Below are 25,608 nucleotides of genomic sequence, written 5' to 3'. Positions count from 1 at the left end.
CTTGGTCAGCTATTCCATGGATAATTCTATGCCTTCTCCCATTATCGAATTCTTGTCGCAGCGTTGTTCAACCCCAATATCGGCAATTGGCCTTCCGGGTCCCAGCGATACAGAAATTCAAACGATGATCCGAATCGCGTCGCGTGTGCCGGATCATGGCCGTCTGACGCCGTGGCGGTTTGTGCTTTACCGGGGCGATGCACAGGTCGAAGTTGGCAAATACTTGGCCGATCTGGCCGAACAGCGGGAAGGTCCGCTGACCGAGCAACGGCGCGAGCAGGAACTCAAACGCTTTGCCCGCGCTCCGCTTGTCATCGGTGTCATCTTCTCGAAAGTCGAACACCACATCCCGGAATGGGAGCAGTTTTTGTCTTCGGGGGCAGCCGCTATGAATCTCGTTCTGGCGGCCAATGGGCTTGGCTATGCCACCAACTGGATCACCAACTGGTATTCATCCGATGAAAAGGGCCGGGCTCTGCTAGGTCTTGCTCCTCACGAGCGGGTGGCCGGCTTTGTCCATATCGGCACATGCCCGACACGCGTACCCGAGCGGCCACGTCCTGAAATTACGGATATCCTGTCCGAATATACAGGGCCGTGGAAGGGCTGAGCCGCCATGTTTTACAGGTATGAGGATGGTCACGGCCTGCCGCATGATCCGCTGAAGGCAATCGTTGCACCGCGCCCGATTGGCTGGATATCAAGCCGATCGGGGAATGGCAGGATCAACCTGGCGCCTTACTCCTTCTTCAACATGATCAGCACCAAGCCATGTCTGATCATGTTTTCATCGGAGGGGCGCAAGGACAGCGTGTCATTTATCGAAGAGACAGGCGAGTTTGCCACCAATCTGGTCAGCGCCAACCTGTCTGTCGCGATGAACAAATCGTCGGTCGATGCACCGCGCGGTGTCAGCGAGTTTGACTATGCGGGGCTTCGCGCTGCCGATTGCAATCTCATCAGTGCCCCGCGCGTGGCCGAAGCTTATGCTTCATTCGAATGTGTTGTGACCGATATTCAGCATCCGAAGGATCGCAACGGCAATCCGGTGCAGGCCATTATGGTGACGGGCGAGGTCATCGGCGTGCATATCAATGAAGCAATTCTCACAGACGGGCTTGTTGATATGACCAAAGCCCAGCCGGTCTCCCGGCTTGGCTATATGGATTTTGCTTCCGTGTCAGAAACGTTCCAGATGTTCCGGCCCAAATGGGAAGGGTGAGATTGTTAGTGTTGTAGTAAGCACCCCCCTCTGTCCTGTCGGACATCTCCCCCACAAGGGGGGAGATCACATCGACATCAATTTTATCGCTTACTTTGTGATATCTCAGAACTCATCGAGGCCGCAATGAAGGCTGATCTCCCCCCTTGTGGGGGAGATGCCCGACAGGACAGAGGGGGGTAATTGCACCTCGATAGTTCAGGAACCCCTGACCCGCCCAATCAATCGTTCCGCCCGGCGCAAATGCGGGCGGTCGAACATCTGGCCATCTATGCCGATGACCCCGGAGGATGGATCGCTCGCGAAAGCATCGATGATCTTCTGCGCATGGTGAACAGCATCCGCCGATGGTGTGAACACTGCATTGATAACCGGTACCTGAGCCGGATGGATAGCCAGCTTGGCTGTAAAGCCGTCGCGCTCTGCTTCGGCACACTCGCGGGCGAGGCCCGCATCGTCCTTATAGTTGATATAGACCGTGTCGATGGCGGCGACATCGGCTGCCGAAGCGCCAAGAATGGTGAGCGCTCGGGCAAGCCTGAACACATCCGTATATCGACCAGTCTCATCCCGCACGGCGCGGGCACCTATGACAGCCGAAAGGTCTTCCGCACCCCAGCTAAGACCGATGAGCCGCGATGATGCATCCGGATAGGTTGCCGTCGAGAGAGTGCCCAGCGCTGTTTCGGTGATGATCGCCAGTATCTGTGTCGTACCTTCAGCAACATCCGCATGCGCTTCGTGAACATTCAGCTTGGCGGAGAGGCGCGTGACATCTTTGCCGCTGTTGGATTTCGGCAGAAGAATGCCATGGGGAAGTGCTGGCATAACGGCATCAAGATCAGCGTCCGCCAAACCGCTCGCCAGATCGTTGATACGCACGAACAGCCGCGGCGACTTCTGGCCTTGATTCGCTCTCAAAAATTCGGCGGCAATTTGCCGGGCAGCATCTTTGCGTTCAGCGCTCACCGAATCTTCAAGGTCGATCAGCAGCACGTCCGCGCCACTGGTCAAACCTTTTTCAAGCTTCTTTTCCGAATCACCGGGTACAAACAGGAGTGAACGCATCAGGCGGCAGCCTTCGATTTCATCATCGCCTGACGGGTGCATTTGGCGACCAGAACGCCGTTCTGATTGAACGCACGATGCTCGAACTCGACGATGCCGCGATCCGGCTTTGATTTGGATGGCCGCGTTGAAATAACCGTTGTTTCAACCCGTACCGTATCGCCATGAAACAGCGGCGAGGGGAAGGTGACATCGGTCATGCCAAGATTGGCAATAGTTGTGCCGATGGTGGTGTCGTTGACCGAAATGCCGATCATCAAGCCGAGCGTGAACAGCGAATTGACCAAAGGCTTGCCCCATTCTGTCTTGCTGGCAAAGTCGAAATCGATATGGAGCGGCTGCGTATTCAAGGTCATGACCGAGAACAGCATGTTGTCGCTTTCGGTGATTGTCTTGCGTAAGGAGTGGTTGAAGACATGCCCGACCTCAAATTCTTCCAGATACAATCCGGCCATATCTCGCGTCTCCTGATCCTGTGTTTTTTGCCAAAGACTAGGGCGGGTTCACCGGCTTCGCAACATTGCAGATAAAACTTCTGTTTCAGCCACTGTCGAACGTGGTTAATCGATATGGTGAACCGATCGTAAACCTTTTGTCATTAGCGTGGATTCCAATAAGAGCTTGGGGTCTAACATTCATGACAATTCAGCATTATCTGGCGATGGTCGGACATGCTTCGGCGGCACAACGTTGCCATGCCGCAGGTGCTCTGGCTCATATTTATCTCGAAACAGGCCGTGCCTTTGAAGATCGTTGTGCTGCCGAAGCAGCGCTGACGCTGCTGCTTGATGATCCTTCGCCAAAGGTGCGTCTTGCACTGGCTGAAGCCTTTTCCACCAGCGCTCATGCACCAGTTCATATCGTAGCGAGTCTCGCGCGCGATCAGATCGAAATTGCTGCCTATATGCTGGCGCGTTCGACGATACTTACCGACATCGATCTGATCGACTGCATAGCGGGCGGCTGTGGTGAAACCCAGAAAGTGATTGCGGGCAGGGCCAAGGTATCTTTTGCCGTCAGCGCAGCGCTTGTTGAAATCGCCGAACCCGTTGCGATACTCGAACTGCTGGCCAATACAAGGGCGCAGATTGCAGATATCAGTTTCCGCCGGTTGATCGAACGGCTTGGTCACATCGCTGATATCCGCGCTTTTTTGGCCGATGATCAGCGGCTGCCTGCCGATTGCCGCCATGCACTGGCGATCCGGGTTGCCGAAGCACTGTGCCAGATGGACATGGTCATGGCTTTGATGGGCGAGCGCCGCGCCAAACGCATCACCAATGAAGCCTGTGTCAAAGCCTCGATCAGTCTCGTCACAGCTACGCTCCCGGCCGAATATCCGGCATTGATCGAGCACCTGCAATTGCGCGGTGATCTGACAACTGCCTTTGTCATTCGCGTGGTCGCGTCCGGCAAGATCGATTTTTTCGGCGCAATTCTCGTCGCTCTCTCGGGGCAGAGCCTTTCCCGCGTCCGCAATCTTTTGATTGATGGCCGCGATACATCATTGAGTGCGCTGCTCAGTGCTGCTGGTCTGCCTGACAGTACCCACCGGCCGCTGCGCATTGCCTTGCATGCCTGGCGCGACGTTGCCAATGGCAAACTCGCAATCGGACCGCAGGAAGTCACGCGCCGCATGATGGAACATCTTGTGCCGGAAGATCACGGATTTTCACCGGTTCTGACGGGTGCAAATGACGGCATGCATTCACTGCTCCGGAAAATCTATCTGGAGGCGATTCGTGACAATGCACGCGATCATGCACTGGCGATGGCTGCCGCTTGAACCGCGTTCTGGCGGATGAGCGCACATTTGATTACAAAATCAGATGCTCCAGTGAACAAATGAATATGCGGCGTGCGTATTCTTTGATGCAAAATTGCTTTTTTACATTGCCGCTCGCGATGTTGTAAGCTCCGCGTTCGCGGAACTATCATGAATTTCATGATGTTATAGCCGGATGCTTATGTTCTGCGGGCTTCTCGGGCCAAAGGGTAGAATAATAAGACAGTATTACTGACCTAATATTTCATGTTAGAGTGCATGAAAAGTCGAATGACTGGGAGGTCTGCTGAATGTCTGATGATTCCCCAAATGAATTTGGTCCCCTAAGCCTGCATGTGCCGGAACCGGCCGTGCGTCCCGGCGGCGAGCCGGATTTTTCCAATGTGAATATTCCAGAGGCGGGTTCGGTACGCCGCCCACCCGTTGATGCCAATCCGGAAGAAATCCGCGATCTGGCGTTTTCGATCATCCGGGTTTTGAACCGTGATGGCGAAGCTGTTGGCCCATGGGCTGGGGAATTGACCGACGAGCAACTGGTTGAGGGCCTGCGCCACATGATGACGCTGCGCACGTTCGATGCGCGTATGCAGATAGCCCAGCGTCAGGGCAAAACATCCTTTTATATGCAGCATTTGGGCGAAGAAGCCGTCAGCTGTGCCTTCCGTAAGGCATTGTCGCCGGGCGACATGAATTTCCCGACTTACCGGCAGGCCGGTCTCCTGATTGCGGATGACTATCCGATGGTCGAGATGATGTGCCAGATCTATTCCAACGAGAAAGATCCGCTCAAGGGCCGCCAGCTTCCCATCATGTATTCCTCCAAGGAACATGGCTTTTTCTCGATTTCGGGCAATCTGGCGACGCAGTATATACAGGCTGTCGGCTGGGCCATGGCGTCAGCGATCAAGAACGATACGAAGATCGCAGCGGGCTGGATCGGCGACGGATCGACGGCGGAGTCGGATTTCCACGCCGCACTGGTCTTTGCATCCACGTACAAGGCGCCGGTGGTTCTGAACATCGTCAACAATCAATGGGCCATTTCCACCTTCCAAGGCATTGCCCGTGGCGGTGCCGGTACATTTGCTGCACGTGGCCTCGGTTTCGGCATGCCCGCCCTGCGGGTGGACGGCAATGATTATCTTGCGGTTTTCGCCGTCGCCAAATGGGCGATCGAGCGGGCAAGGCGCAATCTCGGTCCGACGGTCATCGAATATGTGACCTATCGCGCCGGTGCGCATTCCACCTCGGACGATCCTTCCGCCTACCGGCCGAAAACCGAATCCGATGCCTGGCCGCTTGGCGATCCCGTCATGCGCCTGAAGAACCATCTGATCGGGCGCGGTGTCTGGTCCGAAGAACGCCACACGCAGGCCGAGGCGGAAATTCTCGACACGGTGATTACCGCGCAGAAGGAAGCCGAAAGCTTCGGTACATTGCACGCGGGCGGCAAGCCGTCAGCCCGTGACATGTTCGAAGGGGTTTATGAGGAAATGCCGCCGCATCTGCGTCGTCAGCGTCAGCAGGCGGGAGTTTGATCTATGCCGCGTAAAACAATGATTGAAGCCATCCGTGACGCGATGGACACGATGATGGAACGCGACGACAATGTGGTTGTGTTTGGCGAGGACGTTGGTTTCTTCGGCGGGGTTTTCCGCTGCACCCATGGCTTGCAGGCAAAATACGGCAAGACTCGCTGTTTCGATGCGCCCATCAGCGAGGGCGGTATTGTCGGTGCTGCTATTGGCATGGCGGCCTATGGACTGAAGCCCTGTGTTGAAATCCAGTTCGCTGATTACGTGTATCCTGCTTATGACCAGATCGTCTCGGAAGCAGCGCGGTTGCGTTACCGGTCCAACGGCGGTTTTACCTGCCCGATCGTTATCCGCATGCCGGCTGGCGGCGGTATTTTCGGCGGGCAGACCCACAGCCAGAGCCCGGAAGCGCTGTTCACACACGTATCCGGCCTGAAGGTTGTCGTGCCGTCCAATCCGCACGATGCCAAGGGGCTGTTGATTGCTGCGCTCGAGGATCCGGATCCGGTAATCTTCTTAGAACCCAAGCGGCTCTATAACGGTCCATTCGACGGCCATCATGACCGTCCGGTGACACCATGGTCCAAACATGAATTGGGCGAGGTGCCGGATGGCCATTATACCGTGCCGCTGGGCAAGGCGATCAAGCGCCGCGAAGGCAAGCAGCTAACCGTTCTCGCCTATGGCACCATGGTTTACGTGGCTGAGGCTGCAGCGGAAGAAAATGGCATCGACGCCGAGATCATCGATCTGCGCACGCTGCTGCCGCTCGATCTTGAAACCATTGTTGAGTCTGTTACCAAAACAGGGCGCTGCGTCATCGTGCACGAGGCAACGCTGACTTCCGGTTTCGGTGCGGAACTCGCTGCACTGGTCCAGCAGCATTGCTTTTACAATCTTGAAGCACCCGTCGCGCGGGTTACCGGCTGGGATACGCCTTATCCGCATGCGCAGGAATGGGACTACTTTCCCGGGCCGGCACGCGTTGGCCGTGCATTCCTTGAAACGCTGGAAGGATAGGAGCAGACGATGGGTGAATTTGTCATCAAGCTGCCGGATGTCGGTGAAGGCGTTGCAGAAGCCGAACTGGTCGAATGGCATGTAAAAGTCGGTGATCTCGTGCGCGAGGATATGATCCTTGCCGCCGTGATGACCGACAAGGCTACTGTGGAAATACCGTCGCCTGTCGACGGCGAAATTCTCTGGCTGGGCGGTGAAATCGGGCAGGTGATTGCCATCGGTTCGCCAATCATCCGCCTGAAGGTGGAAGGCGAGGGCCATGCCATTGCGCCAGAACCAGCAAAGCTTGCGAAAGCCGAAGAGCCAAAAGCGCAACCCGTCAAGGAAGCCGCACCTGAGGCCAAGGTGGAAAAGCCTGCATCCAAACCGGCTCCGATAGCGCAAGCATCAAAGCCGCTTTCTGCACCGCTTGCCATTGGTGCGCCACGCGCCGAGGGCGACAAGCCGCTGGCATCGCCTGCCGTTCGTCAGCGGGCGCGCGACGCGGGTGTGGATTTGCGTCAGGTGACGGGCACCGGTCCCGCAGGCCGGATCAGCCACGAAGATCTCGACACCTTCTTTGCCCGGGGCTCGCAAAAGCCAGTGGTTTCCGGCCTTACGCCAGATATATCGGTGAAGGAAATCAAGGTGGTGGGCCTGCGCCGCAAGATTGCGGAGAAGATGGCGATCGCCAAATCGCACATTCCGCACATCACTTATGTTGAAGAGATCGATGTGACCTCGCTGGAAGAGTTGCGTGCCCTGCTCAATGGCAAGAAGCGCGGGGATCAGCCCAAACTGACGCTTTTGCCGTTCCTCATGCGTGCCATGGTGAAAGCCATTGCCGAACAGCCACAGCTGAATGCGCTCTACGACGACGATGCCAATGTCATTCATCAGCATGGCGGCGTGCATATCGGCATCGCGGCGCAGACGCCGTCCGGCCTCGTGGTTCCCGTCGTCAAGCATGCGGAAGCCCGTGATCTCTGGGGCTGTGCTGCTGAAGTCAATCTTCTGGCGGATGCCGCCAAAACCGGCACGGCAACGCGCGAACAACTGACCGGATCGACCATTACCATCACATCGCTAGGCAGCATGGGCGGGATCGTCACCACACCGGTTATCAACTATCCCGAAGTGGCGATTATCGGCGTCAACAAGATGATGACGCGGCCCATGTGGGACGGTGCAGCCTTCATTCCGCGCAAGATGATGAACCTGTCATCGAGTTTCGATCATCGTGTGATCGACGGTTGGGACGCCGCTGTGTTTATTCAACGGATCAAGACGCTGCTCGAAACGCCAGCGCTGATTTTCGTGGAGGGTTGATCCGATGAAAGATATTTCCTGCAAGCTGCTGGTCATCGGCGCTGGCCCCGGCGGTTATGTCTGTGCCATTCGCGCTGGACAACTCAATGTCGATACGGTGATCGTTGAAGCGGCCAAGGTCGGCGGTACATGCCTACTGGTTGGCTGTATTCCGTCGAAGGCACTCATTCATGCCGCTGACGAATTTGCCAAAGTTGCGCATTTCGCCGTGGGACAGACACCGTTGGGTATTTCGGTGGGTGAACCTGCCATCGACTTTTCCAAGACGATTGCCTGGAAAGACGGCATCGTCAGCCGCCTCAACAATGGCGTTGCCGGTCTGTTGAAGAAGGCCAATGTCAAGATCGTCACGGGCCGGGCAAGCTTCCGCGATGGCAAGACGGTCGAGGTTGAAACCCTCACCGGTCAACAGATTATCCGCGCGGAAAATGTGGTGATCGCGACGGGTTCGGCACCGGTTGAAGTGCCGTCGCTGCCGTTTGGTGGCAATGTGATCTCATCAACTAAAGCATTGTCGCTGCAGCAGGTGCCTGAAAAGCTCGTTGTTGTCGGGGGCGGTTATATCGGCCTTGAACTGGGCACGGCCTTTGCCAAACTGGGTTCGAAGGTGACGGTGGTCGAGGCGCAGTCGAAGGTTCTTCCGCAATATGATGCGGAATTGACCCGTCCGGTTGTCAAACATCTGAACGAGCTTGGTATCACCGTTTTGACCGGCGCGAAGGCCAAGGGTGTCAGCACCAAGGGCGATGCTCTGCTGATCGAGACGGCGGATGGCAAGGATGACAGGATTGCTGCCGACAAGATCCTCGTGACGGTCGGGCGCAAGCCGGTCACATCTGGCTGGGGTCTCGAAGAGATCGACATCGATATGGACGGCCGCTTTGTCCGCATCGATGACAAGTGCCGCACGTCCATGCGCGGCGTCTATGCAATTGGCGATGTGACGGGTGAGCCAATGCTGGCGCATCGTGCCATGGCGCAGGGCGAAATGGTTGCCGAAATCATCGCTGGCGAAAACCGCAGTTGGGACAAGCGCGCCATTGCTGCTGTTTGCTTCACCGATCCGGAAATTGTTTCGGTGGGATTATCGCCTGATGAAGCAAAGCAGGCCGGTCACGAGATCAAGATTGGTATGTTCCCGTTTGCTGCCAATGGCCGCGCCATGACCAAGGAAGGCGAGGAGGGTTTCGTGCGGGTTGTTGCCGCTGCCGGAAACCATCTCATCCTTGGCATTCAGGCGGTGGGACATGGCGTCTCCGAGCTCTCGGCTTCCTTTGCACTTGCTATGGAAATGGGTGCGCGGCTGGAGGATATTGCCGGAACCATTCATGCGCACCCGACGCAGGGCGAGGGTTTTCAGGAAGCAGCGCTCAAGGCGCTGGGCCACGCGCTGCATATCTAAATCAGGATCAGCCACATATCAGGGCGCCAGCAATGGCGCCCTTTTTATTTTGTTGCGGATTGCATTTGAAAACGATGGGTTGATTGTTTTCACCCCCCTCTGCCCTGTCGGGCATCTCCCCCACAAGGGGGAGATCACATCGTCATCGAGGATTTCGCTGAATTTTCAACATTGAAGGTTGCGTGAAACTGTAATGAAGGCTGATCTCCCCTCTTGTGGGGGAGATGCCCGACAGGGCAGAGGGGGGTGAAACACTAATCACCACAGACCTTGAGAACCAGAGCGGCGGCTCTTGCCCCCCACCCCGGACCTTGCGGTCCGACCCTCCCCACAGGTGGGAGGGTAAGTGGTGGTGCCTCCTGCTGGTCACCTCCCTATGGAGAGCCTCCCGAGCTCATCCAAGGGCAACCCACACAAGGCGGTTTGCAAATCTTTTAGAAGCCTGCCGCTATAATCAAATATCCAGCTCTTCCACAAAGGCAGCGCGGTCCTGGATAAACCGGAAGCGGGCTTCGGGTTTGGTCCCCATCAGATCGTCAACGGCGAGTTTTGTCTCCTCGATCCATTCCTCGTCGATCTGGACACGCAGCAGGGTGCGCTTCTTACGGTCCATCGTCGTTTCCTTGAGCTGATCGGCGCGCATTTCGCCAAGGCCCTTGAACCGTCCGATTTCGATCTTGCCCTTGCCGGTAAACAGTGTGCGCATCAGTTCGTCCTTGTGCGCGTCCGTACGGGCATAGGCGACCTTGCCGCCCTGCGAAATACGATAAAGCGGCGGAACGCCGAGGAACAGATGGCCGTTGCGGATCAGTTCCGGCATTTCCTGATAGAAAAATGTAATGAGCAACGAGGCAATGTGTGCACCGTCGACGTCAGCATCGGTCATGATGATGACGCGGTCATAGCGCAAATCTTCGTCACGATATTTCGAACGGGTACCGCAACCCAGAGCCAGAATGAGATCGCCGATCTGCTGATTGGCGGTCATTTTCTCGCGCCCTGCACTCACCACGTTGAGGATTTTACCACGCAGAGGAAGAACCGCCTGCGTTGCGCGATCGCGGGCTTGTTTGGCCGAGCCGCCGGCGGAATCACCCTCGACGATGAAAATTTCCGCACCAAGTGCCGCTGTCTGCGTGCAATCGGCAAGCTTGCCCGGCAGGCGCAGCTTGCGGACAGCCGACTTGCGGTTGACTTCCTTTTCCTGACGGCGTTTGACGCGCTCATCGGCCCGTTCCACCACCCAATCAAGCAGTTTCGACGCTTCCTGCGGCGAGGCAGCCAGCCAATGATCGAACGGATCGCGGATGGCGTTTTCAACAATGCGCTGCGCTTCGACGGTAGCAAGCTTATCCTTGGTCTGGCCGACAAATTCCGGCTCGCGGATGAAGACGGAGAGCATCGCTGCCGAGGAAATCATCACATCGTCGGTGGTGATGATGGAAGCGCGCTTGTTGCCGGTCAGTTCCGCATAGGCCTTGAGGCCGCGAGTAAGAGCGATACGCAGGCCCGCTTCATGCGTGCCGCCTTCGCCGGTCGGGATGGTATTGCAGTAGGAATTGACGAAACCGTCCCCGCCATACCAGGCAACCGCCCATTCCATTGCGCCGTGACCACCGGATTTTTCGGTCTTGCCTGCGAACATTTCGCGTGTGACCTGAAAATCCTTGCCGAGCGATGCGCCGAGATAGTCTTTCAATCCGCCGGGGAAATGAAACACTGCCTTGTCAGGCGTCGGATCTTTGGGATCGAGCAGGGACGGCGCGCAATTCCAGCGGATTTCAACACCGCCAAAGAGATAGGCCTTTGACCGCGCCATCTTGTAGAGACGCGCCGGATCAAACTTGGCGCCTTGACCAAAAATCTCCGCATCCGGATGAAAGGTTACGCGGGTTCCGCGCCGGTTGTGAACCTCACCGGCATCTTCCAGCGGTCCAAGCGATTTGCCGCGAGAGAAGCGCTGACGATAAAGGCGGCGGTTCCGGGCTACTTCCACTTCGACATGATCGGACAGGGCGTTGACGACTGAAATACCGACGCCGTGCAGACCGCCCGAGGTTTCGTAGACTTTTGAATCGAACTTGCCGCCGGAGTGAAGCGTCGTCATGATCACTTCCAGCGCGGACATGTTCTTGAATTTTGGATGCGGATCGATCGGAATACCGCGGCCATTGTCGGTTACAGAGAGATAGCCGTTTTCATCAAGATCAATGTCGATGAAATTGGCATGTCCAGCCACCGCCTCGTCCATCGCGTTATCGATGACTTCGGCAAAGAGATGGTGCAGCGCCCGCTCGTCGGTACCGCCAATATACATGCCGGGACGGCGACGGACCGGCTCCAGCCCTTCGAGAACCTCGATATCCGCCGCATTATAGCTGCCGCTGCTCTCCGGCGTAGGTCGCGGCGAAGGCTTTGCAGTCGTAACGGGCGCGATCTTAACAGGCGGCTCGACGGGCGTTACCGCCGGTTCTGGCCGCGTCTGATTAACCGCCTCCTGGCGTTCGCGTGCTGTTTTGACTACCGCAGAAAAGAGGTCGTTATTGTCATCCATATCGTATTTTGGCCAATGCTACAGGGACTGCGAATCACCAGCAATCTTTACACGCTTCGCATGGAAACGCGATGGGAGTTCGCGGTCTGTTCCGGGGTTCACCACAGAACTATGCAACAAAACCTCAAGTTTCAAGCGGCTTTGAGGCGCGCGACCACGTTTTCCAGCTGTTCGATCCGTTCACCCAACTGTTCATGCTGAACTTTCAGATTACGGATCTGGTTCTTGAGCATGTCATTGGTATCGGCAGTCTCGGTTTCATCAGGTGATTGTCCGACGCCGTGAATAAGCCAAGTGGGTGTCACACCAAGCGAACCTGCCAGCATAATGATGCGGTTGGCGCGGGGTTCTGAGCGATCCGATTCCCAGGCGGCGACAGTTTGTGATTTCACGCCGATATGCAGGGCAAGTTCCGCCACTGTCATTGACTTGGCATCCCGGGCCCGCGACAGGCGTCCGCCCAGCGTGTCCGTGTCGGGTGCATCGGTCATGATATTGGTCGGGAAATTCATGGAATTCTCCATTTCTGGTTTTGGAGCATTGAACAGCTGCAAATAGCAGCGTGCGTGGTTCGACAAGCTCACCATGAGGGAGGATGAGGATTGCAGGGAAATATCCCTGCAATATTTTCGGATAGCTTTACAGCACTACTCTCCCTCATGGTGAGCTTGTCGAACCACGCACTGCATTTGTGCTCATTCAACCGGGATTTTGGTGCAATTCAGCAACTGAATTCGACTGTTTGCACCATTTACAGGCAGAAAAGTCAAATCTGCTTCGCATTGGGATCAGTATTGCGCTTTACGGGTGATTGCATTTTCCAGCAGAGCGGATATGCCAGAAAGCCTCATCTGAGCCCGTTCATCCGGAAAGGTCACTGCCATGGAAAACTCAACCTCACCACAAATGAGGGGTGTTGGAACAATGGCTGGAGCCATGTTTATTCTGCCGATGATGGATGCGATTGCCAAATGGCTGTCGACGGTGGATAGCCTGCCGCCGGCAACGGTCACGCTGTCGCGTTTTGTGGTGCAGACGCTGTTGACCTTGCTGATTATCGTGGCGCTGACTGGCATCAAATCGCTCAGGCCGCATAATCTGTGGGGCAATATGTTTCGCGGCTTTCTCATGGGCATCGGCAGTCTGTGCTTTTTCGCAGCAGTCAAATACATGCCGCTGGCCGATGCGATGGCGGTGTTCTTCGTGGAACCCTTGATGCTGACGGTTTTGTCAGCGCTGGTCCTGAAGGAAACAGTCGGCTGGCGCAGGCGGATTGCCGTCGCTATCGGCTTTGTTGGCACGCTTGTCGTCATCCAGCCAAGCTTTGAACTGTTTGGCTGGGTTTCGCTGCTGCCGCTGGCCACTGCAGCGCTGTTTGCCGTGTATCTCATTCTCAACCGGCGTTTTGGTGAGCACGATTCGCCGCTTGTCATGCAGCTCTATGCGGGCATCGGCGGCACCGTGACAGTGGTCGTAGCGTTGTTTCTGGGCGGCTGGTTCGGTGTCAGCGATATGACACTGGGATCGCCAGCGACCGGAATGTCGTGGTTTCTGCTGTTTGCCATCGGGGCGATTGCCACGGGCGGTCACCTTCTCGTCGTACAGGCTTCCCGCCTGGCACCGGCATCGCTGCTAGCGCCGTTCCAGTATCTCGAGATCGTCATGGCTGTCATCATCGGGCTGTTTGTATTCCAGGAATTCCCGACAGCATCGAAATGGCTTGGCATCATTATCATCATAGCATCCGGCGCTTACATCGTCTGGCGCGAGGGCAAAAAGAACAAAGCACCTGAGCCAGCTTTCAATTGATCCAAGCCTATCTTACCAGTTGAGCAAAGCCGCCTTTGGCAATAGAACCAAAGACGCATTTTGTGCGGGGAGGTCCATAAGAGTGTTCAAAAAAATCCTGATTGCCAACCGTGGCGAAATTGCCTGCCGGGTCATCAAGTCGGCGCGGAAGATGGGGATCGCCACGGTCGCAGTCTATTCGGATGCTGACCGCGATGCGGTGCATGTCGAGATGGCTGATGAAGCGGTGCATATCGGCCCGGCAGTTGCTTCGGAAAGCTATCTCGTTGCCGACAAGATCATAGCCGCCTGCAAGGCCACCGGCGCGGAAGCGGTTCATCCCGGTTATGGATTTTTGTCCGAGCGCGCATCTTTCTGCGAGGCGCTGGAAAAACAGGGTATTATTTTCATCGGGCCCAAACCCAAGGCGATCATTGCCATGGGGGACAAAATCGAATCGAAGAAGTTCGCCAATGCGGCCAAGGTGAACACAGTTCCGGGTTTCCTTGATATCATCACCGATGCGGCGCATGCGGAAAACATCGCCGGGCAGATCGGCTATCCGGTCATGATCAAAGCGTCGGCCGGCGGCGGCGGCAAAGGTATGCGCATTGCCTGGGACGAAAGCGAAGTGCGCGACGGCTTCGAGCGCGCAACATCGGAAGCACGCAACTCCTTCGGCGATGACCGGGTTTTCATCGAAAAATTCGTGGTTGATCCGCGCCACATCGAAATCCAGGTGCTGGGCGATAGCTTTGGCAATTGCATCTATCTGGGTGAGCGCGAATGTTCGGTACAGCGCCGTAACCAGAAAGTGGTTGAAGAAGCGCCATCCCCTTTCCTTGATGAGGCAACCCGCAAGGCGATGGGCGAGCAGGCTGTGGCACTTGCCAAGGCGGTTGACTACCAGAGTGCCGGAACGGTCGAATTCATTGTCGACAAGGATCGCAACTTCTATTTCCTTGAGATGAACACCCGCCTGCAGGTCGAGCATCCGGTCACCGAGCTTATTACCGGCATTGATCTGGTCGAGCAGATGATCCGCATTGCCGCGGGTGAAAAGCTTGACATCAAACAGGCGGACGTGAAGCTGAACGGCTGGGCGGTGGAAAGCCGCCTCTATGCGGAAGATCCATACCGCAATTTCCTGCCTTCAATTGGCCGCCTGACGCGTTATCGTCCGCCGAGCGAAGGTCCGGTTGGCAAAGCCATCATCCGCAATGATACCGGGGTGACGGAAGGCTCCGAGATTTCAATGTTCTATGACCCGATGGTGGCAAAGCTTTGCACATGGGCACCGACCCGCATTGAAGCCATCGATGCCATGGCTGATGCGCTGGATACCTTCGTGGTCGATGGTATCGAGCACAATATTCCATTCCTCGCTGCCCTGATGCAGCATCCGCGCTGGCGCGAAGGGCGTCTGTCGACCGGTTTTATTGCCGAAGAATTCCCCGAGGGCTTTCACCCGATTGCGCCAACAGACGAAGACAGGGACGTGCTGGCCTGCATTGCCCTTGCGGTGGAGTTGGTGCGCAAGGCACGGCTGGATGGCCTTGGTGACCGTCTGCGGCCGCATACGGGCAAAATCAGAGCCGAATGGGAAGTGCGGATCAATGATGATTATGTGCCAGCGCACGTTCATCAGAGCGCAGCCAAGCCTCCCGTAAAAATCGAGCTGTCGCTGCATGGCGGCGAAGTCTTGACCATCCGCAGCGATTGGAAGCCCGGCGACGCAGTCTGGGACGGCTATATCGATGATCGGGCCATAAAGGCGCAGCTCCGCCCTGTTTTGAATGGCATGCGGATCGACTGGAAGGGCATGTCTGTCATTGGCCACGCCATGCAGACGCATGTGGCGGCGCTGGAAAAACTGATGCCGGTCAAACTGCCGCCAGATACGTCGAAAATGCTGCTCTGCCCGATGCCCGGTCTGATCGTCTCGATCAATGTTACCGAGGGTCAGGAAGTGAAGGCTGGCGAAACACTGGCAATCGTTGAGGCGATGAAGATGGAAAACGTCCTGCGCGCCGACCGCGACCTGACGGTATCCGCCATCAACGCCAAGCAGGGTGACAGTCTTGCCGTGGATGCGGTGATCATGGAGTTTGCCTGAAAGGGGCTGGCATGATCATGGTGCGTGGTTCGACAAGCTCACCATGAGGGAGTTGGTTTGATTGCAAAGCTAACCTGCAACTTTGCAGAATATGCTCCCTGCAACCATCACTCTCCCTCATGGTGAGCTTGTCGAACCACGCACACCGGTTCTGCAACCCAATTATCGCTCCACAGCGCCAAACACATCCTCAAACGATTCCAGCAATGCCCGGTCGAGATCGGCCATCTCAACCGGCAACCCAAGATCTACCAGGCTGGTCACCCCATGACCACGCACGCCGCAGGGCACAATGCCGTCAAAATGGCCGAGCTCCGGCTCGACATTGATCGAGATGCCGTGAAAGCTCACCCATTTGCGCAGGCGAATGCCGATCGCGGCGATCTTGTCTTCCGCCGGTGAGCCATCCGGCAGGGCTGGCCGGTCCGGCCGCATCACCCAGACGCCAACCCGGTCCTCGCGCCGTTCTCCCTTCACATTGAAGGAGGCGAGGGTGGAAATGATCCATTGTTCCAGCGCGGTGACGAAAGCGCGGATATCCTCGCGCCGCCGCTTCAGGTCCAGCATCACATAGGCGACCCGCTGGCCGGGACCATGATAGGTGTATTCGCCGCCACGCCCCGTCGCATAAACCGGAAAGCGATCGGTCGCCAGAAGATCCGAATCCTTGGCACTCGTGCCTGCCGTGTAAAGCGGCGGATGTTCAACCAGCCAGACGAGTTCTTTCGCGGTCCCCTCGCGAATCGCCGCGACACGCTGTTCCATGAAGGTGAGGGCAGCCTCGTATCCGGTCAGGCCATCGCTGACCAGCCATTCCACCGGCGCCGAATCGCTGCTGGGAAAAAACGCGGAGACGAGATCGTCACGGTTGCTCTTCATGAACGGAAACCAAACTTTCGAACTGCAGTGCATCTGCACCGGGTTCGGCTTGCCCGCTTCGGGCCCATAAATCGCCGATTCACCCAGCTTACAGAAGGTGAGCCGCATATGGACTTTTTCTTAGAAGATTTCCAGTCTGACAGGTGCGGCAAATCTTTTCGCAGGCTTTGTGAAAAACAATCACCATATGTGCCGATAGGGCTTGTTTAGCTGAAACCGATTTGCTACATGCCGCGAGCCGACACGTTCGGCTTCTACCACAGAGTGCGGTCGTGGCGGAATTGGTAGACGCGCAGCGTTGAGGTCGCTGTGTCGCAAGACGTGGAAGTTCGAGTCTTCTCGACCGCACCAACTTCTTTCGCTAAGCGATTGATTTTATGCTAAAAAAGGTGGCCTTGTGCCGCCTTTTTGCTTTTCCGGGCAGCGATGATGCGCAGATGCGGGCTGCCAGCTATTTCAATGGTTTGACCAGAAACAGGCAGGGATGGGTTTCGGCCCACAGGGTAGGAAACACTTCCGCCTTGAGGAAGCCGTTTCGCGCATAGAATTCGCGGGTAGCGTCCAGATGCGGTTCGTCCTTGCCGCGTGGCGCAAGGGTTTTGACTGTCAGAAGCGAGTAGCCGGATTCTCGTATATGGGCTTCGGCTGCCTTGAGCAGCGACCGGCCTATTCCCTGTCCATGGCGCGCCTTTTTGGTAGCGATCACAAAGATTTCCGCCGCTGCCGGCGGGTGGTATTTCAGTGCGATGAAACCGATGCAGGTCCCGTCGCTGGTGCTTGCCAGAACCGGCAGCGTGGTCACCGCCTTGGCGCAAGCGGTAATTCCCTCCGGTTCCTCAAACCATTCCGGCAGATCGCTCATGATTTCGGTGCAAAGGTCGCTCTTCATTTGCGGGCATGTGATTTCACTGATCATTGGCAAACCGCTATCCTTCATCGATGACTGATATGAAAAATTTAGCGATGAAAAATTTCATCCTTAGATGAGACGCAACCTGTGTCTTTCGATTTAGGTTTTTCTCTTTTTATCAAGTTGTTGTGAACCGAATACGCGCTCCGGCTCAATCATGTTGGCGAATCCACACCACAATAGGTCGCGTCAGAGAAACCCGTTATTTGGCGGGCAGGGTAGGATGGCAAAAAATAACGGGAACCGACCGCCTTGCCAGCCCATGACGATCCGCTTCTGCAGCCCTACCAGCTCAAACATTTGCGGTTGAAGAACCGCCTGATGTCGACCAGCCACGAACCGGCTTATTCCGAAGATGGAATGCCGAAGACACGCTACCGGCTCTACCATGCGGAGAAGGCCAAAGGCGGGATTGCGCTGACGATGACGGCGGGTTCGGCGGTGGTTTCACGCGAGTCGCCGCCAGCGTTCGGCAATCTTCATGCCTATAAGGATGAAATCGTGCCGTGGTTGCGTGAGCTTGCCGACGATTGCCACGAACATGGTGCCGCTGTGATGATCCAACTGACGCATCTTGGCCGCCGTACCAGCTGGAACAAGGCCGATTGGCTGCCTGTTGTCTCGGCGTCGCCGGTGCGCGAGCCAGCGCATCGGGCGTTTCCGAAAGAGGCTGAGGATTGGGATATCGAGCGGATCATTGCCGATTACGCATCGGCTGCGCAGCGCATGCAGGCAGCCGGGCTTGATGGTGTCGAGTTTGAGGCCTACGGCCATTTGATGGATGGTTTCTGGTCGCCCGCCACCAACCGGCGTGACGACAATTATGGCGGCTCGCTTGACAATCGTCTGCGCTTCACCTGGGCGGTGATCGACGCAGTGCGGCAGGCGGTGGGGCCGGACTTTATCGTCGGCATTCGCATGGTGGCGGATGAAGACTGGGAGCAGGGCCTGTCAAAACGGGAGGGCGTCGAGATCGCCCGGCGTATTGCTGCATCGGGCAAGTTTGATTTTCTCAATATCATTCGCGGTCATATTGATACGGACGCTGCGCTCAACGAGGTTATTCCCATTCAAGGCATGCGGTCTTCGCCGCATCTCGATTTTGCCGGTGATGTCAGGCAGGCAACCAAATTTCCTGTCTTTCATGCGGCACGCATCGCCGATGTGGCCACAGCGCGCCATGCCATCGCCGAAGGCAAGCTCGATATGGTTGGCATGACCCGCGCACACATTGCTGACCCGCATATTGTCCGCAAGATCGCTGCGGGTGAGGAACACCGCATTCGCCCCTGCGTTGGCGCAACCTATTGCCTCGACCGGATTTACGAGGGCGGCGAAGCTCTATGCATTCACAACGCCGCCACGGGCCGTGAAGGCACCATGCCGCATGTGATTGCCAAGGCGAAGAACCGCCGCAACATTGTTGTCGTTGGCGCGGGACCGGCCGGGCTTGAAACCGCGCGGGTTGCAGCTGAGAGCGGCCATCAAGTGACAATCCTTGAAGCGTCGGATCAGGCAGGCGGGCAGGTGCGGCTTGCCGCCCAGAACCCGCGCCGCAAGGAAATGATCGGCATTGTCGACTGGCGTCTCGATGAGCTCGAACGGCTGGGCGTGGTGCTGCGCTATAATGTCTGGGCGGAAAGCAACGATGTTCTCGGGCTTGATCCGGATGTCGTGGTGATCGCCACGGGCGGTCTGCCGCAAAACCCGCCGCTGCAAGCGGGCGATGAACTGGTCACATCCAGCTGGGACATTCTGGCCGGCTCGGTCAAACCCGGCGACACCGTGCTGCTCTACGATGACAATGGCGGTCATCAGGGCATGAGCGCGGCGGAAATGATCGCAAAGGCGGGCTCAAAACTCGAACTGGTCAGTCCTGAACGGTTTTTCGCGCCGGAGATGGGCGGCATGAACCACGTGCCCTATATGCGGACATTTCAGCAGAATGCGGTCCGGGTGACAATCAACACACGGCTACTGAGTGTGATGCGCAACGGCAACCAGCTCGTGGCTGTGCTTGGTTCTGATTTCGATCCTGATTATCGCGAGGAACGTCTGATCGATCAGGTGGTGGTGGAACATGGAACACTGCCAATCGACGATCTCTATCGTGAATTGAAGCCCTTATCACGCAATGGCGGTGCGGTGGATTATGACCGGCTGGTCAATGGCGGTGCGATTTTCCCGCACCGGCTGGCTGATGGGCAATTCGATCTGCTGCGCGTTGGCGACGCGGTGCATGCCCGCAATATTCACGCCGCCATTTATGATGGCCTGCGCTATGCTATCCGGTTTTGAGGGTATCCCTTGAGGTAGAGCGTTGCATCCCGCCAGGTGCGTGGTTCGACAGGCTTGTCGAACCACGCACGGTGCCGATGCACCAAGCCCTAATGCGCTTCGGCCGCCAAGATCGCTTCGCTGCGGATTTCCTCCGTCAGCTTCAACCGCATCTGCGTAAATTCCGGACTCGCCTTCACCGTATAATGCCGGGGATGTCCGAGCGGCACCGGCATGATCGATTTGATCCGGCCGGGCCGGGCCGACATGGTCACCACGCGTGAGGCCATGAAGATCGCTTCCTCGATATCGTGGGTCACGAAAATCACGGTTTTCTGCTCGTGCTCCCAGATACCGAGCAGCAGTTCCTGCATCAATCCGCGCGTCTGGTTGTCGAGCGCGCCGAATGGCTCGTCCAGCAGCAGGATTTTCGGATTGTTGGCCAGTGCGCGGGCAATTGCCGTGCGCTGCTGCATGCCGCCAGACAGTTGTTTCGGCCAATGGTTTTCGAATCCGCGCAACCCCACCTTGTCGATATAGGAGGCAACGATTTCCTGCTTTTCCTTCTCCGCAACGCCGCGTTCACGCAGGCCAAAGCCGATATTCTGCTCGATCGTCAACCACGGGAACAGCGTGTAGGATTGGAACACCACACCGCGATCCGCGCCGGGGCCTTTGACCTCCTGGCCATCCAATGTCACAGAACCGCTGGTTGGCCGGTCAAGCCCGGCAACGATGCGCAGAAGCGTGGACTTGCCGCAGCCTGACGGTCCGAGGATCGAGACAAAATCATTGTGCGCGACGGTGAGATCAGTCGGTTGCAGCGCCTGTGTCGGCTGACCGCCATGCACGCCGGGGAAAATGCGGCTGACGCCTTTGATAATGAGAGTGCTCATGCCAGCCTCCAGGCGAACAGCCAGCGATTGACCGACTTGAACACGAAATCAGAAATCAGGCCGATAATGCCGATAACAATAATGCCGAAAATGATTTGGCCGGTGGCAAGCAGTGCCTGACTGTTGATGATCATGTAGCCTATGCCCGATGAGGCACCAATCATTTCGGCGACAATAACATAGGTCCAGGCCCAGCCGAGAACCAGCCGCAGGGTTTCGGCAATGTCTGGTGCATTGGCCGGGATCAGTACCCGTTTGACGATGCCACGGTCATTGGCGCCCAGCGTATAGGCAGCTTCCACCAGATCGCGCCGTGTATTGGCAACGGCCACCGCCACCATCAGGATGATCTGGAACACCGCGCCGATGAAGATCACCAGCAGTTTCTGCATTTCGCCGATACCCGCCCACAGGATCAGCAGGGGAATGAAGGCGGATGCCGGCAGATAACGCGCAAAGGAAACGAATGGTTCGAGCATCGCCTCGATGGGCTTGTAGGCCCCCATAGCGATCCCTAGCGGCACGGCAATAATGGCTGCAATGATGAAACCGCCGACCACCCGCCAGATGGTCATGCCGATATCGTAGAGAAAGTTCTGTTCCGACAGCAGGAACCAGCCGTCATGCAGCATGGTCAGGGGATCAGCGAGAAATGTGCTCGAGACGAAGCCGCCGAATGTTGCCACAGACCATGCCGCGATGAAGAGGATGAAAAAAAGGACGCCAAGCAGGATGCGCGCTGGCGCCCCGATGGGTTGAAGAGGTTGAACCATGTGTATTCCGTTCAAATGAGAAAAGTGTGGCAGCAGGAAGATGGCGCGTGGTTCGTGGTTCGACAAGCTCACCATGAGGGAGAGTGAGGATTGCCGGGAGTTACGTTCTGCAAGATTGCTCATGCCGCAATGTTTCCAAGTGGCTTTACAGCACCACTCTCCCTCATGGTGAGCTTGTCGAACCACGCACAATAGTAGTGCAGCCGTTGGTTACTTGATAAAACTCGTATCAACGATGGTGCTGATATCCGGCTTCTTCTTGATGATGCCGATTTCCAGCAGCAGGTCAGCGGCTTCATCAGAGAACTTTGCAAAGTCCTTTTCAAAGAATGCCTGATTGGCCGCCTTGTCCTGCCAGCGGAGATATTGTGCTGAATTGCCAAATACTTCCGCGGATTGCTTCACATCTGCCCCCCATGATTTCATAGGCCTTGTTCTTGTCGGCAGCGATCAGTTCAAGCGCTTCGAAATAGCTTTTAGCGAATGCCTTTGCGGCATCCGGGTTCTTTTCGAGGAAGGCATTGGTGCAGCCGAATGTATCCATCACGATCGGGTAGTCGAGCGTTGTGGCAATGATCTTGCCCTTGTCAGGTGCAGCACGAACGGTCGAAAGATAGGGCTCGTAGGTCATGGCCGCATCATTTTGCCCGGCAACGAAAGCCTGTGCCGCAGGTCCCGGCTCGAGATTGACCACCTTCACATCTTTCAGCGTCAGGCCATTGTGCTTCAACATCCATGCCAGCACGAAATAGGGCGAGGTGCCCGGTGCCGAGGCGGCAATGGCCTTGTCCTTGAGGTCGGCGATCTTGGTGATATCGCCGCGCACGACCATCCCGTCGGCACCATAGGATTTATCCATCTGGAAAATTTGCTTGGTGGCGACGCCATTGGCGTTCCACGCAACCCAGGTTTCAACAGTGGTTGCAGCGCACTGCACATCGCCCGATGCCAGCGCCAGATGGCGGCTTGCCTGCGGAATTTTTGTCAGCGTCACGTCAAGACCGTTTTTCTTGAAGATGCCAGCCTGTTTGGCCAGTGTCAGCGGTGCAAAACCGGTCCAGCCGGATATGCCGACCGAAACCGCCGTATCGGCCATAGAAGGCGCTGTAGAAACCAGTATGGCTGCCAAAGCGGCACCCAGATGCCTTTTGAATGTCATTGTCCAGAACCCCTTTGTTCATTTTTTTGGCACGATGAATATAAGGGCATGATAGGCGCGCGGCTTTTCTTTTGTCTAGACATAAGCGGGCGTGGGGCGGCAGAAAAATACAACCTGAGACATTTTGCATCGGCCATATCATTGAGCTAGAAAGAAGGTATATCGTGAGGCCGGTTAACCGCTTGTCAGAACCTTCATTCCATAAAGGGCGCGACTCATGATTGCGGGAGTGCATTGTTCCGTGCGAACAGGCCTTGCCGTAAGGACAGCACAATTTTGATCAGGATAATTTCTTGAAAACCCACGACGTTCTCAACCAGACGCCCCCCATGATTGGCCTTAACGCCTATCTTGGCGATCCGCTCTTGATGCAGATCACCAAACGGTTCCCGCAAGCGGCGCGTACGGAGCTGGAGCAAAGCGGGCGTTTTGTCCTGTCAGGCGATGCACAGGATCTGGCGCGGCTGGCCAACACCGAGACACCGAAATTGCGCACCCATGACCGTCAAGGCAATCGAATCGATGTGGTGGACTATCATCCGGCCTATCACGCCCTGATGCGCCGCTCGGTGGCGCAGGGCCTGCATTCATCGATCTGGGAAAATACTCCGGCGGAAAATGGTCTGCGGCATCAGTCGCGCACGGCACGTTTTTATCTGACATCGCAGCTTGAATGCGGGCACCTGTGCCCGATCACCATGACCAGCGCCTCCTTGGCTGCGCTGATGGCTGCACCCAATCTCTATAAGGAATGGTCGCCGCTGGTCCTTCCGCGCAAATATGATTCCAGTAACAAGCCGCCGGCCAAGAAGGCGAGCCTGACGCTGGGTATGGGCATGACCGAGAAGCAGGGCGGCACGGATGTGCGGACCAACACGACCCGTGCCGAACCCGCAGGCAGCGGCTTCTATCGACTGACCGGACATAAATGGTTCATGTCCGCGCCCATGTCCGATGCGTTTCTGGTGCTGGCGCAGGCCCGGGAAGGTTTATCCTGTTTCCTCGTCCCACGCATTCTGCCGGATGGTTCCACGAACGGTTTTCGTTTCCAGCGCCTGAAGGACAAGCTCGGCAACCGCTCGAATGCGTCCTCGGAAGTTGAATTCGACAATGCGCTGGGTCAGATGGTTGGCGAGCCTGGCGACGGCGTCAAAACCATTCTCGACATGGTAACGCTGACGCGGCTCGACTGTGCCATCGCCTCCGCCGGCATGATGCGGGCGGGCCTGGCCGAGGCCGTCCATCATGCCCGCCACCGCGTGGTGTTCGATGGCCCACTCATCGACAAGCCGCTGATGCTGCGTGTCATGGCGGACATGGCACTCGATGTTGCCGGTGCGACGGCGCTGACATTCCGGCTGGCCCGGGCATTTGACAATGCTGCGCAAAGTCGCGGCGAGGCGGCCTTTGCCCGGGTCATGACACCGGTTGTCAAATATTGGGTGGCCAAGATCGCTCCGGCGATGCTTTACGAGGCGATGGAATGCCTCGGCGGCAATGGCTATATCGAAGAGGGCAATCTTGCCCGCTATTACCGTGAAACACCGGTCAATGCGATCTGGGAAGGCTCCGGCAATGTCATGGCGCTGGATGTATTGCGCGTTCTCAAGCGTGGCCCGCAGCTTTTCGACGAAGTTCTGAACTGGATCGGATCGCAACTCGGCCGCGGCGGGCAGGGCACGGTCGAAGTGCTGCGCGCGGCCATGCGTGTTGCAGAAAACGATGAAGGCGCCGCACGTATTCTGACTGAGCAGTTGGCCTTGGCCGCTGCCGGCGCTGAACTGCGCTATCTGCAAGCGGAAGATATCGCCGATGCATTTATCGAAACCCGCCTCGGTGGCCAGTGGCGCACCACTTATGGAATGCTCGATGCCCGCCACAATGCCAAGAGCATCGTGAATTCGCTGTTTCCTTCGGGGAATTGAGGACTCAATAGAACGATTGCATCAGCATTCTGCGTGGTTCGACAGGCTCACCATGAGGGAGGTTGGAGTACTGCACGATTAAGTCGATAACATTTAAACCCATGGGCAGTTGCAGGACGCGACTCCCTGCAATCCTCGCGCCCCTCGTGGTGAGCTTGTCGAACCACGCACGATGGTCTTGCGGTTATTCCCAAAAGCGCCATCTATCCCATCATCCTACAGCAGTTCTCTCTCCGTCATCCTCGGGTCAAGCCCGAGGATAACGGAGAAAAAGGTGCCAAGCAGCACAGTGCTGATGCGATAGACCCTTAACGCAAACGCTTCGGCTTGGCTTCGACCAGTTCACCATTCAAGCGGCGGTCGAGATAATCCGAACATTCGGTGATGACTTCATCGGTCATGCCCGAGAAGAAATGATTGGCGCCGACCATCGTCTTCTGCGTGATGGTGATGCCCTTCTGCGTCTTCAGCTTGTCGACGAGAACCTGCACATCCTTGGCCGGTGCAACCTTGTCCTGATCGCCATGCAGGATCAGGCCCGATGACGGGCAGGGAGCCAGGAAGGAGAAGTCATAAGTGTTTGGCTGCGGTGCAACCGAGATAAAGCCTTCGATTTCAGGGCGGCGCATCAGAAGCTGCATGCCGATCCATGCGCCGAAGGAATAACCGGCAACCCAGCAGGTCTTTGAATCAGGATGCAGTGACTGGACCCAATCCAGCGCACCGGCAGCATCGGACAATTCGCCCGAACCATGGTCGAATTCGCCCTGACTGCGGCCAATGCCACGGAAATTGAAGCGCAATGTCGTGAAACCGCGCTGCTGGAACATGTAGAACAGATCGTAGACGATCTTGTTGTTCATCGTGCCGCCGAATTGTGGATGCGGGTGCAGGACGATCGCAATCGGGGCATTTTTTTCCGTCGAAGGCTGGTAACGGCCCTCAAGACGTCCCGCTGGTCCATTGAAAATTACTTCAGGCATGTGTACT

General features: G+C 56.7%; 18 protein-coding genes, 1 tRNA gene and 3 pseudogenes. 12 read left to right on the top strand and 10 right to left on the bottom strand.

The features are described from left to right. Positions 1-28: 28 nt before the first annotated feature. On the top strand, positions 29-610 hold the full coding sequence (locus HB779_RS15065; protein ID WP_188343129.1) for a nitroreductase: 582 nt from the start codon (positions 29-31) through the stop codon (positions 608-610). Between the two features lie 6 nt (positions 611-616). Continuing rightward, the gene (locus HB779_RS15060) at positions 617-1,222 is read left to right on the top strand and encodes a flavin reductase family protein (RefSeq protein ID WP_188343128.1); all 606 of its coding nucleotides are present in this window, start codon (positions 617-619) and stop codon (positions 1,220-1,222) included. A gap of 198 nt (positions 1,223-1,420) precedes the next feature. Here the strand turns inward: HB779_RS15060 and HB779_RS15055 are convergent, their stop codons facing one another. Then, the gene (locus HB779_RS15055; protein WP_188343127.1) at positions 1,421-2,290 is read right to left on the bottom strand and encodes a CoA ester lyase; all 870 of its coding nucleotides are present in this window, start codon (positions 2,288-2,290) and stop codon (positions 1,421-1,423) included. Next, a pseudogene (locus HB779_RS15050) lies at positions 2,290-2,748 on the bottom strand (MaoC family dehydratase); the annotation flags it as partial. The pseudogene HB779_RS15050 and the gene HB779_RS15055, both read right to left, overlap by 1 nt. 179 nt (positions 2,749-2,927) lie before the next feature. On the opposite strand from HB779_RS15050, the gene HB779_RS15045 reads away from it, so the two are divergent. From HB779_RS15045 to lpdA, 5 genes are all read left to right on the top strand, one after another. Beyond that, a complete protein-coding gene (locus tag HB779_RS15045) occupies positions 2,928-4,076 on the top strand; it encodes a DUF2336 domain-containing protein (RefSeq protein WP_188343125.1) in 1,149 nt (382 codons plus the stop codon). Between the two features lie 290 nt (positions 4,077-4,366). Then, positions 4,367-5,614 (top strand): 3-methyl-2-oxobutanoate dehydrogenase (2-methylpropanoyl-transferring) subunit alpha, encoded by a 1,248-nt coding sequence (locus tag HB779_RS15040; protein ID WP_188343124.1) that lies wholly within the window; start codon positions 4,367-4,369, stop codon positions 5,612-5,614. A 3-nt stretch (positions 5,615-5,617) separates the two neighbouring features. Then, complete coding sequence (locus tag HB779_RS15035) at positions 5,618-6,631, top strand: alpha-ketoacid dehydrogenase subunit beta (RefSeq protein WP_188343123.1); 1,014 nt, start codon at positions 5,618-5,620, stop codon at positions 6,629-6,631. A gap of 9 nt (positions 6,632-6,640) precedes the next feature. Then, entirely contained in the window at positions 6,641-7,939 is a 1,299-nt protein-coding gene (locus HB779_RS15030) for a dihydrolipoamide acetyltransferase family protein (protein WP_188343122.1), read from the top strand. A gap of 4 nt (positions 7,940-7,943) precedes the next feature. Then, entirely contained in the window at positions 7,944-9,341 is a 1,398-nt protein-coding gene (gene lpdA, locus HB779_RS15025) for a dihydrolipoyl dehydrogenase (protein WP_188343121.1), read from the top strand. 454 nt (positions 9,342-9,795) lie between these two features. On the opposite strand, the pseudogene parE reads toward lpdA, so the two are convergent. Beyond that, positions 9,796-11,724, bottom strand: a pseudogene (gene parE / locus HB779_RS15020) (DNA topoisomerase IV subunit B); the annotation flags it as partial. A gap of 302 nt (positions 11,725-12,026) precedes the next feature. Then, positions 12,027-12,407 carry a helix-turn-helix domain-containing protein gene (locus HB779_RS15015; protein ID WP_188343119.1) on the bottom strand — a complete coding sequence of 127 codons (381 nt, stop codon included), beginning with the start codon at positions 12,405-12,407 and terminating at the stop codon, positions 12,027-12,029. Positions 12,408-12,777: 370 nt separating this feature from the next. On the opposite strand from HB779_RS15015, the gene HB779_RS15010 reads away from it, so the two are divergent. Together HB779_RS15010 and HB779_RS15005 are read left to right on the top strand one after the other, a co-directional pair. Then, complete coding sequence (locus tag HB779_RS15010; RefSeq protein ID WP_188343118.1) at positions 12,778-13,704, top strand: DMT family transporter; 927 nt, start codon at positions 12,778-12,780, stop codon at positions 13,702-13,704. Between the two features lie 82 nt (positions 13,705-13,786). Further along, positions 13,787-15,799 (top strand): acetyl/propionyl/methylcrotonyl-CoA carboxylase subunit alpha, encoded by a 2,013-nt coding sequence (locus HB779_RS15005; protein WP_188343117.1) that lies wholly within the window; start codon positions 13,787-13,789, stop codon positions 15,797-15,799. Positions 15,800-15,961: 162 nt separating this feature from the next. Here HB779_RS15005 and lipB read toward each other — a convergent pair whose 3' ends face one another. Then, entirely contained in the window at positions 15,962-16,678 is a 717-nt protein-coding gene (lipB, locus tag HB779_RS15000; protein WP_188343116.1) for a lipoyl(octanoyl) transferase LipB, read from the bottom strand. Positions 16,679-16,944: 266 nt separating this feature from the next. Here lipB and HB779_RS14995 point away from each other — a divergent pair. After that, positions 16,945-17,029 (top strand) — tRNA-Leu (locus HB779_RS14995). A 100-nt stretch (positions 17,030-17,129) separates the two neighbouring features. Here the strand turns inward: HB779_RS14995 and HB779_RS14990 are convergent. Beyond that, positions 17,130-17,594 carry a GNAT family N-acetyltransferase gene (locus tag HB779_RS14990; protein ID WP_188343115.1) on the bottom strand — a complete coding sequence of 155 codons (465 nt, stop codon included), beginning with the start codon at positions 17,592-17,594 and terminating at the stop codon, positions 17,130-17,132. Positions 17,595-17,840: 246 nt separating this feature from the next. Between HB779_RS14990 and HB779_RS14985 the strand changes: the two genes are divergently transcribed. Continuing rightward, on the top strand, positions 17,841-19,886 hold the full coding sequence (locus tag HB779_RS14985) for an NADH:flavin oxidoreductase (RefSeq protein WP_188343114.1): 2,046 nt from the start codon (positions 17,841-17,843) through the stop codon (positions 19,884-19,886). An 89-nt stretch (positions 19,887-19,975) separates the two neighbouring features. Here HB779_RS14985 and HB779_RS14980 read toward each other — a convergent pair whose 3' ends face one another. The 3 genes and pseudogenes from HB779_RS14980 to HB779_RS14970 form a co-directional block, all read right to left on the bottom strand. After that, positions 19,976-20,761 carry an ABC transporter ATP-binding protein gene (locus HB779_RS14980; protein WP_188343113.1) on the bottom strand — a complete coding sequence of 262 codons (786 nt, stop codon included), beginning with the start codon at positions 20,759-20,761 and terminating at the stop codon, positions 19,976-19,978. Beyond that, entirely contained in the window at positions 20,758-21,534 is a 777-nt protein-coding gene (locus HB779_RS14975) for an ABC transporter permease (protein WP_188343112.1), read from the bottom strand. The genes HB779_RS14980 and HB779_RS14975 overlap by 4 nt, the downstream gene beginning before the upstream one ends. A 210-nt stretch (positions 21,535-21,744) precedes the next feature. After that, a pseudogene (locus HB779_RS14970) lies at positions 21,745-22,693 on the bottom strand (ABC transporter substrate-binding protein). A 293-nt stretch (positions 22,694-22,986) separates the two neighbouring features. Between HB779_RS14970 and HB779_RS14965 the strand changes: the two are divergent. After that, positions 22,987-24,618 carry an acyl-CoA dehydrogenase family protein gene (locus HB779_RS14965; RefSeq protein ID WP_188343111.1) on the top strand — a complete coding sequence of 544 codons (1,632 nt, stop codon included), beginning with the start codon at positions 22,987-22,989 and terminating at the stop codon, positions 24,616-24,618. A gap of 308 nt (positions 24,619-24,926) precedes the next feature. Here HB779_RS14965 and HB779_RS14960 read toward each other — a convergent pair whose 3' ends face one another. Continuing rightward, on the bottom strand, positions 24,927-25,601 hold the full coding sequence (locus HB779_RS14960; protein ID WP_188343110.1) for an alpha/beta hydrolase: 675 nt from the start codon (positions 25,599-25,601) through the stop codon (positions 24,927-24,929). Between the last annotated feature and the right edge of the window lie 7 nt (positions 25,602-25,608).

Source organism: Phyllobacterium sp. 628 (assembly GCF_014189505.1).
In the GTDB taxonomy this organism is placed as follows: Bacteria; Pseudomonadota; Alphaproteobacteria; order Rhizobiales; family Rhizobiaceae; genus Phyllobacterium.
Note: the sequence above shows the minus strand (reverse complement) of the source record. Positions and strands in the feature narration are given on the sequence as shown.

What these genes read in the sequence shown, in the direction of transcription:
- HB779_RS15065 (WP_188343129.1), top strand. Translation starts at nt 29, where the DNA reads ATGCCTTCTCCCATTATCGAATTCTTGTCGCAGCGTTGTTCAACCCCA.
- HB779_RS15060 (WP_188343128.1), top strand. Translation starts at nt 617, where the DNA reads ATGTTTTACAGGTATGAGGATGGTCACGGCCTGCCGCATGATCCGCTG.
- HB779_RS15055 (WP_188343127.1), bottom strand. Translation starts at nt 2,290, where the DNA reads ATGCGTTCACTCCTGTTTGTACCCGGTGATTCGGAAAAGAAGCTTGAA.
- HB779_RS15045 (WP_188343125.1), top strand. Translation starts at nt 2,928, where the DNA reads ATGACAATTCAGCATTATCTGGCGATGGTCGGACATGCTTCGGCGGCA.
- HB779_RS15040 (WP_188343124.1), top strand. Translation starts at nt 4,367, where the DNA reads ATGTCTGATGATTCCCCAAATGAATTTGGTCCCCTAAGCCTGCATGTG.
- HB779_RS15035 (WP_188343123.1), top strand. Translation starts at nt 5,618, where the DNA reads ATGCCGCGTAAAACAATGATTGAAGCCATCCGTGACGCGATGGACACG.
- HB779_RS15030 (WP_188343122.1), top strand. Translation starts at nt 6,641, where the DNA reads ATGGGTGAATTTGTCATCAAGCTGCCGGATGTCGGTGAAGGCGTTGCA.
- lpdA (WP_188343121.1), top strand. Translation starts at nt 7,944, where the DNA reads ATGAAAGATATTTCCTGCAAGCTGCTGGTCATCGGCGCTGGCCCCGGC.
- HB779_RS15015 (WP_188343119.1), bottom strand. Translation starts at nt 12,407, where the DNA reads ATGAATTTCCCGACCAATATCATGACCGATGCACCCGACACGGACACG.
- HB779_RS15010 (WP_188343118.1), top strand. Translation starts at nt 12,778, where the DNA reads ATGGAAAACTCAACCTCACCACAAATGAGGGGTGTTGGAACAATGGCT.
- lipB (WP_188343116.1), bottom strand. Translation starts at nt 16,678, where the DNA reads ATGAAGAGCAACCGTGACGATCTCGTCTCCGCGTTTTTTCCCAGCAGC.
- HB779_RS14990 (WP_188343115.1), bottom strand. Translation starts at nt 17,594, where the DNA reads ATGATCAGTGAAATCACATGCCCGCAAATGAAGAGCGACCTTTGCACC.
- HB779_RS14980 (WP_188343113.1), bottom strand. Translation starts at nt 20,761, where the DNA reads ATGAGCACTCTCATTATCAAAGGCGTCAGCCGCATTTTCCCCGGCGTG.
- HB779_RS14975 (WP_188343112.1), bottom strand. Translation starts at nt 21,534, where the DNA reads ATGGTTCAACCTCTTCAACCCATCGGGGCGCCAGCGCGCATCCTGCTT.
- HB779_RS14960 (WP_188343110.1), bottom strand. Translation starts at nt 25,601, where the DNA reads ATGCCTGAAGTAATTTTCAATGGACCAGCGGGACGTCTTGAGGGCCGT.